We start from the raw sequence: 12,314 nt of genomic DNA on the forward strand, positions 1-12,314 counted from the left end.
GGTACAGCGTGACTAACACCCAATAGAAATACTGGCTTTGCTTTCCAAATTATTATTTAAACTGTGTAATAATAAAAACAAACTAGTGGTCTGTGAGACACAAACCATGGAATCAAGAGCAGGTAACTTCCAATAACAAGAAAATCATTTACAAGTTAGATTGCGAAGCCAATGAAGAATTGGCTTCGCAATGACGATGCATGCGGCTGTCATTTTGGCAAACAAATCCTTTTGGAACAACCCTTGTTATGCTAGATATAGATTAAACAATTATTTACATATGAGCATACAGGAAAAAGGAAATATTTCTATACACACCGAAAATATTTTCCCGATAATTAAGAAATTTTTATACTCTGATAACGAAATTTTTCTTCGTGAGTTGGTGTCTAACGCAGTAGATGCAGTCCAAAAAATTAAAAGACTGGGTTCATTAGGTCAATTTAATGGCGAAGTTGGTGCACCATTGGTACAAGTAGCGGTTGATAAGGATGCCAAAACCATTACCATTAGCGATAATGGCTTGGGAATGACGGCCGAAGAGATTAAAAAGTACATTAATCAGGTTGCATTTTCTGGCGCAAGTGAATTTGTTGAGAAATTTAAAGATGCAAAAGATGCAAACGAAATCATCGGTAAATTTGGTTTAGGTTTCTATTCGGCATTTATGGTTGCTGATTTGGTTGAAATTCAAACTTTATCGTACCAGGACGGTGCCGAACCTGCACGCTGGGTTTGCGATGGAAGTACAGAATTTGAAATTACAGAAGGCACTAAAACTACCCGAGGTACTGATATTATCCTCCATGTAAACAAAGATTCGGAAGAGTTTTTAGAAGAAAGTAAACTGCAGGAAATCTTAAATAAATATGCTAAATTTTTACCGGTTCCAATTAAATTTGGTACTAAAACCGAATCGGTTGAAGATGGTGTAGATGAAGAAGGTAAAGCTAAGTATACCGATGTTGAAGTTGATAACATTATCAACACCACTAACCCGATCTGGACAAAAGCCCCTGCAGATTTGTCAGATGAGGATTACTTAAACTTTTACCGTGAGTTATATCCATTTAGTGAAGAACCATTATTCTGGATCCACTTAAATGTTGATTATCCTTTTAATTTAACAGGTGTATTGTATTTCCCTAAGTTGAAAAACGATTTCGAAATGCAACGCAACAAAATTAAATTATACTCCCGCCAGGTATTTATTACCGACGAGGTTAAAGATATTGTTCCTGAATTTTTGATGTTATTGCATGGTGTAATTGACTCTCCTGATATTCCTTTAAATGTATCCCGTAGTTTCTTGCAGGCTGATAGCAATGTTAAAAAAATCAACAACTACATTACTAAAAAAGTTGCTGATAAATTAAGCGAGCTATTTGCTAAAGACCGTAAAGCCTATGAGGATAAATGGAAAGACATTGGTCTTTTTGTTAAATACGGTATGATCAGCGAAGAGAAATTTTACGATAAAGCGAAAGATTTTGCTTTGGTAGGCAACACTAAAAATGAGCTTTATACACTTCCTGAATACAAAGAAAAGGTAACAGCCTTACAAACAGATAAAAATGGAAATGTAGTGTATTTATATACTAATGATGCTGCAAAACAAGATGCCTTTATCCAATCTGCCAATAAAAAGGATTACGATGTTTTAGTGCTTGATTCTCCTATTGACAATCACTTTATTAATCAATTGGAGCAAAAATTAGAGAAAACATCAATTAAACGTGTTGACTCTAGTGTTGCAGATAAATTAATTGAGAAAGATGAGCAGAACGAGCATGTTTTAAACGAAGATCAGGTAAAAGAAGTGACTGCAATTTTTGAAAAGGCTATTACCAAACCAGGCATGCATGTAGAAATTGTAGCTTTACACCCAGAGGAATTACCGGTTACGATTACGATGGATGAATTTATGCGCCGGATGAAAGATATGGCTGCAATGGGTGGTGGAATGAATTTTTATGGCCAAATGCCAGACAATTATAAAGTTGCCATTAACGGAAACCATAAATTGGTAAGCAAAATTCTAAATGCTGAAGGAGAAGAGCAGCAAAATCTTGCTAAACAAGCAGTGGATTTAGCACTTTTAGCACAAGGTATGTTAACCGGAGCAGAGTTAACGGCTTTTGTAAGCAGAAGCGTAGCATTAATTTAGTCAAAAAAACCTATTACTTAAAGGGAGAAACCGGATCGGTTTCTCCCTTTTCCTTTACTAGATGGGCACAAAAAAAGTCTTGATAAGATCAAGACTTTTGGATGAGAATTTTTGGGAACTTTTAGATTAAAATTAATATGTTTAGCTGGCTACATTAGTCTTTTGATCTACATTGAAGTAATCTTTATGATCTTCGATCATTTTTGCAATGATAGCTGCTTTGGTATCAGTTATTTTAAACTCGAACAATGGTTCTTGATTTTTCTTTGATCTCACCATTTTCTCTGTATAAAAACGGTATACTAAACCATTGGTTAATAAACCATATTTAGCCTTTGTTTTACGGAAATATTTAGATAGGCGTGAATCGTGAATATCTAAATTATCGTTGTGGTGTTTACATTCAACAAGAATTGTTGGTTCACCATCTTTCATAATGGTGTAGTCAACTTTTTTACTTTTTTTAACTCCGAAGTCTAGAACAGCTTCAGATTGAACCTCGGAGGGGTCAAAGCCTAAGATTTGGATAAAAGGCATAACTAAAGCATTCCTTGTTAAATCCTCAGATTGAACTTGTGGAAGCATTTTCTTAATCCTTACGGCAAATTGCCCGATTTCGTCTTTCAATTCCATATTGTTATCTATTTAGGTAGTTAATTTTTTAAATGATATTGGTTAAATACAGAATTTGCAGTAGCTATAATCTGATCTAAACTTTGTTTATCAAAGAAGTTTCTGTTCAACATATCAACCATATAAGTTAATTTGTTGATATCATCTGCCTGCATCGTAAACTGAAAATTTTTCATTCCATCTTTTATAGCCTGTTGAACGTAATTACGCACCACTAAAAATGATTTCCTAAATGCATATTCGCCATCTAACTGGCCTTTAACAGGCTGCTGTACATTAAGATTGCTATATTCATTCTGCATTCTCTGATACATATCTGAGTTGATTCCTTGATTTTGCAGAACCCCCTTGTAGTAGATTTTATTAAGTAAATATTCGTATTCGTTGTTTTTCATGTGGAGGATTGGTAGATGTAGGGAATATTCTTTGCTTTTCGGTATTTCTTGTTTTATTTTAAAAAATCTAACCCAGTATTGTATGGCCTGTTTTTAATATTAATATTATCTACAGGCTATACAAAATTAGGCAGGCAGATGTTTTTTTAATTAGTAATTTCTAACTACTAATTATTTGTTTTTGGCAAACAGTATAAAGATTATAAAAAGGAAGGGTGCGAATAATTTTTTTACATCAACCACCCAGAATATTACACGAAACCTAGGTTTTTTATAGACAAAACCGGGAGATAAGTTTTTTTGAGGCGCAATTGTTAATTCAATTCATTTTTATTTAACTTGCATTCAAATCAAATAAACCAACAAATTTACTCATGAATCTAAAATGCGTTGTTATCGACGACGAACAACATGCCATTGAAGTATTAACTGACCACATAGCAGAAATGCCCGGCTTGACAGTTTTTAAAACTTTTACCAGTCCTGTCCAGGCACTTACCGAAATAAGTATCGAAGACGAAATTGATTTATTATTTATGGATATTGATATGCCAGGAATAAATGGATTAGAGCTGGCTAAAAATATCAGGGAAAAAGCAAAGTATTTGATTTTCACAACCGCGCATCCCGATTATGCCCTTCAAGCATTTGATGTACAATCAGATCAGTATTTATTAAAACCCATTTCCTTTGCAAAATTCGCTTTGGGTATTGATAGGATTTTAAAAAAGGAATCAAACAATAATAGCAAGGTTACTGCGAAAGAGGCTGATCAGGTTGCTGCACTTTACATTAAAGGCGATCATAAATATGCTTTTTCCAATATCGCTATTGATGAAATACTTTACATCAAAGCCCTACAGAATTATATACAGATTATTACCAAGTCTGAAATCCACACCACCTATCTTACACTTAAGGAAATTGAAAAAGCTTTAGAAAGCCACCCATTTATCCGTGTTAATAAATCTAACATTGTGGCTAAATCAGCAATTAAAAAGGTAGATGGAAATATAATCCGCCTGGTAAATAACGAGATGATACAGATTGGCGAAGGTTATAAGGAAGCTTTCTTCGCCTATGTACAGAGCAGTTTATTAAAATCGAACCGGAATCATTAATTATAGCATCAACCAAACTTTTGTTATCTGGAGTAGTTATGAGTTCAAAACTACAATCCAAAGATAAAACTTGTCATTACGGTGTGACTTTGATCTCCTGTTGGAACAGTTGTGAAGTTGTTTTTAGCTTTAATGTTTTTATAAACAAAAACAGTTTTTTTAGCAAGTTTTGCAGAAGAATTTGTGTATTGAGCTTTCATGGCAATAGTGTTTAAATATGATATAGAATTACTAAATTATGCTCTTAGGAATTAAAATTCTAGAATAAAACTCGTCATTACAGTATGGCTTTGATCTCCTGTTGGAACAGTTGTGAAGTTGTTTTTAGCTTTAACATTTTTATAAATAAAAACAGTTTTTTTAGCAAGTTTTGCAGTAGTATTTGTGTGTTGGGCTTTCATAATTTATAGTATTATATTTTTTGTTATTATCGTTGTGATTAATTTCTGTAAAGATGCACCTCAAAATTATACACGACCACTTTTTTACACAAACACCTGCTTTTGGGAGATAAAAACCCCATTTTAATAGATTAAAAGAAAAAAATGAACCTTTTATATTTAAGAAAATTCTACGAAAAGTATAAGTTTCACTTATTGGTATGGAGCCTTTACATCATTTATGAAGTATTTATTCTTGGTTTAGCTACCCATAGATTTAGAGAACCCGGAGCTTATCTGCTGGTTTATTTTGTTAATATCCTTACTTTCTACACCTATGGTTTTTTCCTAAAAAAAATAATCATAACCGGATCTATTCCCATAAAAATTATAAAGATTGCCGCCCTTATTATCATCATAATTTTTGCATATGTAGTTTCTACATTTCTTTTGATTATTCTATTCGAGCAAATAGAATTAATTGCAGCAAACCCATCCAGGTCTTTAAACAGGGAATTCATATTACCATGTATTTATCGTTCAATATTGTATATTGGTTATTCCACAGGCTATATATACGTAGTTAAATCATTTCAGGATCAGAAAAAAGTAGAAGCATTAGAGCGGCAGAATCTGGTTACCCAAATTGAGAAACAGGCTTTAGAAAACGATCTGGTTCAATCGCAAAACAATTATCTTCGGAGCCAGATCAATCCACACTTTCTATTTAATACCTTAAACTTTATTTATAACGATGCCCGCAAAAAGGCGCCCATGGCGGCTGATGCTATTATGAACCTGGCAGAAATGATGCGCTATGCACTAAAACGCCCTGCCGCCTCAGAGATGGTTCCACTAAATGAAGAAATCGAACAGATTGAACACCTCATCAATCTCCATAAACTCCGAACGGCCAATACCATCAATCTGGAACTTAAAGTAACTGGCGATATGTTCGGGTTAAGATTTCCACCACTTATTTTACTAACGCTGGTTGAAAATATATTTAAGCACGGCAATGTTTCGCATTCAACACAGCCGGCAATTATTAAAATTGCTTACGAAAATGATAAGCTGAATATCAGCACCATCAACATGATTAACGATAATAAAGGCAAACAGACAGAAAGCCATCATGTAGGGATTGACAATGTTGGCAAACGACTGAGTAGTTTTTATGGCAATGATTATATATTCAAATATTATCAAGATCAACTTAACCGCTATATTACTGAAATAGAGGTTACGGTAGTTAATCCATTGGCCAGGCTAAACCGTTAACTTTTCGTCGCATTTTGACGTTGGATATCTTTTAGCAGAAAATAGTACATCACCATTTCATGCGTTCGCTGATCTTTACTAAAAAGGCGGTTTACGTGCATATGCATCAAATCAGTCAATAGCTTGAGTGCATTTTCCGCAGCACATTGTTGAAGAATTTTGATAAATGAACCTGAAAACGCGCTAAACCGCTGCTCTTGTTCTGCTGTTAATGCTGTCCATTCTGTTTTTCTAAAGTCCTGATAATGAATATTCAATTGCTTAAAATCGGTTGCATCTAACCTATGCTCTTCATTAAAGTTATCAGACATTAGTCTTATAATCTTACTGATGACCAACTTATCTAAAATGTTAGATTCAACAATCTTGGAAACCAAAAGACTACACCGTCTATATTTATTAAAATCATCGGTCTGCGTTTCTAAAAGCGATAACACAAATTCACTATCGATAGCAAAGTGTTGTTCAACATCTTCGATCATATTGCTGCCATAACGCTCCAACTCACGCTTGTAGGTTTTAACCTGCACATCAGATACCAATCCTGAGTTTAAAAAGAGTTCCAGATCATCCATTAAATTTGATATCATCAGTTGTCCATCATTTGGATTGTTGAGTTGTACCCTAAACCTGATGTGGTTTCCATTTTCATTGTAGCGGATAAAAAACCATGATTTTACCAAACCTGTGTAAGTGCTCAGGAAAGGGGCAATCACTTCAGTCAAAATCTGATCGCTACGCTGCTGGTGGCAATAAATTTCGAAATACAGCCATTCTTTACCTGGTAGAAAAAAGCGTGTCACTTCAGTATTTACAGATGTTTGAGCCAAACCACGATAAATTTGTTCGCTGTGGCCTATGCTTAAAACAAACTGCCCTAAATAGGGTTTCGCAGTTTCATCAACCACGATACTATTTTGAGGCATTACCATTTCTTCAACGTAAATATTACCATGTTTTAGCACGTATTGCTGAAAAGCATTTATATCGTCGTCGTTCTTTAGGCTGAAGCATAAGGTTTGATCAGACATACCGGCTTTAAAATATTCGCTAACGCCTAAATGATTCAGGTATGATCTACATTCGGTGATGGGTAGCATTTTTTGATCAGCCCCTAACAGCGCTTCTTTTTTAATTTTCCATTTGTTACTGCTTAAAACAATATTCTGATATTGTAACCTTGGATAATAATCCAGATCAGGAATAATAGCATCGAGTGGAAAGGAAAGACTTGTTTGCAAGCCCTGATGCTGCAGATCGCACAATAGCCTAAAAATAGAAAGATCTGAACGAATGTAATTGTAGGCAGAGGCCATTCTTGGCACCAACCTTTTATTTAACTGCTTAGAACGAAGAATAATCTCTGAGCCCCGCACCGAAATTTGTATATCATTTAAAGCAAGTGGAGATGCTGAGGTATCGAAATTTAAAATTGACAATTGATGCCCATAGATTAATTTCCGCCGGTTTACATTATCTACATTGGCTTCTACCATATAAGCCACATCAAAAAACAGAACATCAGGATTTGCCTGTTGTTCTGCAGCTGCGATATTTTTTGCATCATGTGCTACATCTTCATCTGCCATGGTAAATCTTCCGCTTAATGCATTGGAAGTTACTCCACCAATCTGTTCTACAAAAATCAGATCATCATGAACTGACATTACCATACTGAATGAATTTGGTAAAGATGCCAGTTTCTGATTCGGTTCCAAGTCCAGTTTGTTCAGATAAATAGACTTATCTTTTTCGAATTTCTGTTCTGTAAGATAGTTTTTTAGTGCTGCTTTAATATTTTCTTTTTCTGCTTTTTTGGCCGGTTTATTTGTGAAGCGAGTAATAAAATCGCTGTTTTGACCAGACTGCTCCAACTCATCGTAGCCTACGCCCATTTCAGGATCTAGTGCCAATAATAATGGCACTTCCTGATCTTCGAATTTTTTCTTAAACTTAACCTGAAACTGACCAAGGGCCTCATGATCTTTTGCAGGCATTATATTATGGAGCATATTGATCAGACCTGGAATGGCCTGAAGCGAACGTTCATTAATACATCCAGATAAAACTTTACGTTGTGCAATAAGATATTTTGGCAAGTCAGCCGAAGCGGTTAGGCCTAAACGTTCAAAATAATCTTCTCCGATGATATTGGGATCGTAGTTGGTATAAACAAGCTGTAAATCGTGCATGTCCTGCAGCAAGCTAAATAGATTATGAATTTCCGCATCATCCAAGTTTAATTGTTTTACCAGCTCGTTAAGCCGGATCGGCTTTAAGCAAGCAGCTAAGATCTGTTGTACAAAGTCGTTTTGATCTAACTCGGCCAGTTCGAAAACACCATCGGTGCAGGCGATATAACGGATACTATTGGGCGTTAAGTAATAGCTGGTGTTACTGAATAAGAGGCAGTTTTTTTGCAACAGATCTGCCAATGGAAATTGAATATCATTTTTATAAGGCCAATCAATCAGTTCGCGTACTCTTTGAGCCTCTTCAATTACTATCCTGCTTTCAAAAGGCTTAATGGCATCTTTTAACAAGCTAAAACCAGCGAAAGTGCCGTAAGGAGTTGACCGGAATTTTGCACGGTTAAAATATTTCCAAATGGTAAAATAAACCTTGGGTGGAAGATCCTGGAGTTCGCTTGCTTTTACTTCTTTTATGGTTTCGTAAAAAACTGCTGAAGATATTGAAATGGCCGACTTTAACTCCTCCCAGCAATCTACCAGTTCGGATTGATATGAAAATTTAGGTGTTCTAAAAATTACGGTGGGTTGGATAGTCAGCTTCATTGCGTTAAAAGATAAGCCGAAAATTACAAAGATTAATTTAATTATTAGTTTTCAGTTTGGAATTGGATACCATCTGTTCTTGATTAATTTTAAAATACAAAAAAATGGAGGAATAAATGAGTTCAGTTTTTCGGTCCGTGAAGACACGAGACCGAGGCAACAGTTCATGTTTAATCTCAAAAATTAGAATCTGAAGAAATAAATGAGCGCAAATGGCTACCTATGTAGTTTTCAGGTCCGTGAAGGCACGAGACCGATGCAACACGGTGGCAAAAACGGTTAATAGGAGATTGTAATCCCATCTGAACTAAGAATTTTCAATCCTTTACTGGTGCATTAAAAATCATAGCACAAAGGTTGGTATTACAAATACTAACTAACAAAAAAAGCCATCTCCTTTTCAGAAAGATGGCTCAACGGGATGATAATATATCTTATTTTTTGGTTACTTTAAATTCTGTTCTTCTGTTTTTTGCCCTTCCTTCAGGATTATCTTTTTTCTTACGCTTTACCATAATTTCGTTTGGCGCAATCGGCATCGATTCTCCATATCCTTTAGAAGTCATTCTAGCGGCGGCAATTCCTTTACTTTCCAGATAATCTGTACAAGATTTTGCCCTTCTGTTTGATAGATCCAGGTTGTACTCATCTGTTCCGATATTATCGGTATGAGCGCCAAGCTCAATTTCCATTTCTGGATTATCTTCCATAATCGGGATCAGGAAGTCCAATACTTTTTTAGAAGGTTCGGTAAGGTCGGCACTGTTAAATTCATAATAAATATTTTCCAATGTCATTGGTATGCCCAATTTAAAAGGACTTAAGCAATAATCTTTATCAATCAAGGTATCTGCTTTAGCTAACTCCTCGTAAAGATAGTTTTTAGTAATTGCGAAATAATCATCTTTTGCGAAAAGCAATTTAATCGGTCTTTTCGAATCTACTTTAAACCTATAAATACCATCGGTACCGGTAGTTATTTTCTGCGATCCTTCTGCATTGTTTAAGGTTACATTTGCACCTGCTAAAGGCAATTTTGTTTTGCAATCGGTTAAAAGACCTGCTATAGAAAGGTATTCCTTTTTCACTTCAAATACTTCCAAGCAGCAAGATGATTCTCGATCAGAACTTATATATCCTTTTGTTCCTTTATCATCAGTTGCTGTAAAGTAAAGATCATCTTTTGATGAGTTGAATGGATAACCTAGGTTTATAGGGTTAGACCAATTTACCAGATCGCCCTCTGACTCAAAGAAATCAAGGCCGCCAAAGCCCACACGACCATCGCTGCTAAACAATAACTTTTTGGTTAAGGAATTGTAGTATGGTGCACGTTCGTCATCTTCGGTATTAATGGTCGGACCAAAATTTACTGCCTGACCTAATGAACCATCATTACGCAAGGTACAATACCAAAGATCGAATTTACCATAACCGCCGCTTCTATCTGATGAGAAAAGCAGGAATTTACCATCGCTGGTAACAAAAGGTTGTGAAGAGTTAAAATCTTTGCTGTTCACCTGTAAACCAACAGGTTGAGGATTTGCCCATTTATCGCCTGTTTTTTTTGAGGAATATATCGCATATTTTTCTTTATCACTCCATGCAGTAAAGTACATCGTATTGCCGTCAGGCGTAAAACTAGCTGCAGCAATTTCTATATCTTTAGGAAAATTAATATCGACTTTCTTTACCGTAATATCCGTTGAGTTTAATTCGCTTTTAGCTGTATAAATATTATTAATGAACGGATTGGCTTTAGTTGATACCTGAACTTCCCCGGTAGCTGTTTTAACCATATCCCTTTTACTCCCCACAGAAACCGGACGGGATGAGGTAAAATACAACTCGTTATTGATTTTAACAGGTGCGTAATTAGATCCTAAACCATTTATATTAGCTGGTACTTTTTTAACCTGCACCATACGTGGAAAACGCATTTCTTCGATCGCAAACTTACACGACTCGATTTCCTTTTGGGCTTCTTTAGCTAAAGCATCGCCTGGGTTTTTCTGGATAAACTGCTGAAATGCATCAATAGCCTGGTTAAATTTTTTATTTGCCCTTAAGCTTTCAGCGTAATAATATAATGCCTTTCTGAAACGGGTATTGGTAAAGGTTATCGCTATGGCATAATATTTTTCAGCCTCGTTAAATTCCCGGTATAGCCTACTGGATTCTGCAAGGTTATAAATAGATCCTTCATAATCTTCTATCACTTTATCTTCGCTTGCTGATTTTCTTTCTTTACCATATGGTAAAATAGCCTGGGTACTATCGCCGGTAATTTTTAATGCCTTTTTATAAAAAGTTGATGCTGCGTAATAATCCTTATTTTCAAAATAAGTATCTGCAACCTTTTTATAGTTTACTACATATTGTGCGTTCGCAAAACCGCCAAATGCCACTAACAAAAAGAGTAATATTTTTTTCATCTTTTAAACTTGTTTTCAAATGGTGATGAAGCCATCATGATCTGGAAATCATAACGGTTTCATTTGATTAATTATAAACGTGGACAAAAGAAGTTTGGACCAATTATACCGTTACGGCCGATAAGTGATATGGAAAGCTCTAAACCACCGTTACTGTTTGAGGCACGATTGAACGAAGAAGTATTTACATCATAACTTAAGCCGAAAACCATATTCTTCAACTGTAAACCCACAAAAGCAATTGCAGCATCTTTATTACGATAATTACCACCAAATAGAATGTTAGCAGATGGATTAACGTTAAGTTGCGCATAAGCACCCAGTGAAACTTCATTTGTATTACCCTGATACATGAACAATGCATTGGGTACAATATCCAATAACGCTGAGGCCTTGATCCTTGCACCGCCATGTCCAGTAAAACGCACCGGAATCCGTGAATTTGTACCAGAGAAACGATCCATAGGCCGGGTTAAATGCGCTGCACTGGCACCTAAAAATACGTTTACACCCTTGTCTGGATCGCCATCAAAGAACATAATACCTGCATTTACATCAGGAACCAAAGATGACTGAGATGAAAGCGTTTCGCCACTCATCATCCCACCATCATAACCCGTAATCGGATTAAACTGGTTACCAAACCTGGCCTGAGAGAAATCGAAACTACGGTTAATGATACCGGCCTGTAAGCCAAAACTCACCATCTGCAGGCCCTCGTTACCAAACCTTAAACGGTACGAACCTGATACCAGAGCAGATAAGTAATTAAAATCCAAGTCTCCAGCCCTTTGGTTTAAAATGGTTGCACCAAATGCGAAGTTCTTTTTGGGAGCCATATCGAACGATGCACCACCGGTTAAAAAAGAGCTGTTTAATGCACTCCATTGTTGTTTAAAATTGACCGTTGCACGGTAATCACCATCTATTACCCCGGTTAAGGCAGGGTTGAGGTATAATGGATTTGCATAATATTGTGAAAAATGTGGATCAGTTTGTGCGAAGGATTTAGCTGTAATCAGCAGCAATCCTAACACTGCAACATATATTTTTAAAGCCGATAGTATTTTCATGGTCTTTTATTTTATCTGTTTATTATTAATCCTC

The 12,314-nt window shown here is 35.7% G+C and carries 10 protein-coding genes; 3 read left to right on the forward strand and 7 right to left on the reverse strand.

Annotation, left to right across the window (positions count from 1 at the left end):
• Positions 1–280 precede the first annotated feature (280 nt).
• Positions 281–2,167, forward strand: a complete 1,887-nt coding sequence (gene htpG, locus OQX63_RS11160) for a molecular chaperone HtpG (RefSeq protein ID WP_265850951.1) — start codon at positions 281–283, stop codon at positions 2,165–2,167.
• Between the two features lie 141 nt (positions 2,168–2,308).
• On the opposite strand, the gene OQX63_RS11165 is transcribed toward htpG, so the two are convergent.
• Together OQX63_RS11165 and OQX63_RS11170 are read right to left on the reverse strand one after the other, a co-directional pair.
• Entirely contained in the window at positions 2,309–2,800 is a 492-nt protein-coding gene (locus OQX63_RS11165) for a type I restriction enzyme HsdR N-terminal domain-containing protein (RefSeq protein WP_090498473.1), read from the reverse strand.
• A 20-nt stretch (positions 2,801–2,820) separates the two neighbouring features.
• A complete protein-coding gene (locus tag OQX63_RS11170) occupies positions 2,821–3,195 on the reverse strand; it encodes a hypothetical protein (protein ID WP_265850952.1) in 375 nt (124 codons plus the stop codon).
• Positions 3,196–3,569: 374 nt separating this feature from the next.
• On the opposite strand from OQX63_RS11170, the gene OQX63_RS11175 reads away from it, so the two are divergent.
• A complete protein-coding gene (locus OQX63_RS11175) occupies positions 3,570–4,316 on the forward strand; it encodes a LytR/AlgR family response regulator transcription factor (RefSeq protein WP_090498469.1) in 747 nt (248 codons plus the stop codon).
• A 50-nt stretch (positions 4,317–4,366) separates the two neighbouring features.
• Here the strand turns inward: OQX63_RS11175 and OQX63_RS11180 are convergent, their stop codons facing one another.
• Positions 4,367–4,516 carry a hypothetical protein gene (locus OQX63_RS11180; protein ID WP_265850953.1) on the reverse strand — a complete coding sequence of 50 codons (150 nt, stop codon included), beginning with the start codon at positions 4,514–4,516 and terminating at the stop codon, positions 4,367–4,369.
• Between the two features lie 51 nt (positions 4,517–4,567).
• Positions 4,568–4,717, reverse strand: a complete 150-nt coding sequence (locus tag OQX63_RS11185) for a hypothetical protein (protein WP_265850954.1) — start codon at positions 4,715–4,717, stop codon at positions 4,568–4,570.
• Between the two features lie 144 nt (positions 4,718–4,861).
• Between OQX63_RS11185 and OQX63_RS11190 the strand changes: the two genes are divergently transcribed.
• On the forward strand, positions 4,862–5,977 hold the full coding sequence (locus OQX63_RS11190) for a sensor histidine kinase (RefSeq protein ID WP_265850955.1): 1,116 nt from the start codon (positions 4,862–4,864) through the stop codon (positions 5,975–5,977).
• Here OQX63_RS11190 and OQX63_RS11195 read toward each other — a convergent pair.
• From OQX63_RS11195 to OQX63_RS11205, 3 genes are all read right to left on the reverse strand, one after another.
• The gene (locus OQX63_RS11195) at positions 5,974–8,772 is read right to left on the reverse strand and encodes a lantibiotic dehydratase (RefSeq protein WP_265850956.1); all 2,799 of its coding nucleotides are present in this window, start codon (positions 8,770–8,772) and stop codon (positions 5,974–5,976) included. The two genes, OQX63_RS11190 and OQX63_RS11195, sit on opposite strands and share 4 nt — an antisense overlap.
• 434 nt (positions 8,773–9,206) lie before the next feature.
• Positions 9,207–11,207, reverse strand: coding sequence for an OmpA family protein (locus OQX63_RS11200; RefSeq protein ID WP_265850957.1), 2,001 nt, complete (start codon positions 11,205–11,207; stop codon positions 9,207–9,209).
• A 71-nt stretch (positions 11,208–11,278) separates the two neighbouring features.
• Positions 11,279–12,280, reverse strand: coding sequence for a PorP/SprF family type IX secretion system membrane protein (locus tag OQX63_RS11205; RefSeq protein WP_265850958.1), 1,002 nt, complete (start codon positions 12,278–12,280; stop codon positions 11,279–11,281).
• Between the last annotated feature and the right edge of the window lie 34 nt (positions 12,281–12,314).

The organism is Pedobacter sp. PF22-3, from assembly GCF_026239555.1.
In the GTDB taxonomy this organism is placed as follows: domain Bacteria; phylum Bacteroidota; class Bacteroidia; order Sphingobacteriales; family Sphingobacteriaceae; genus Pedobacter.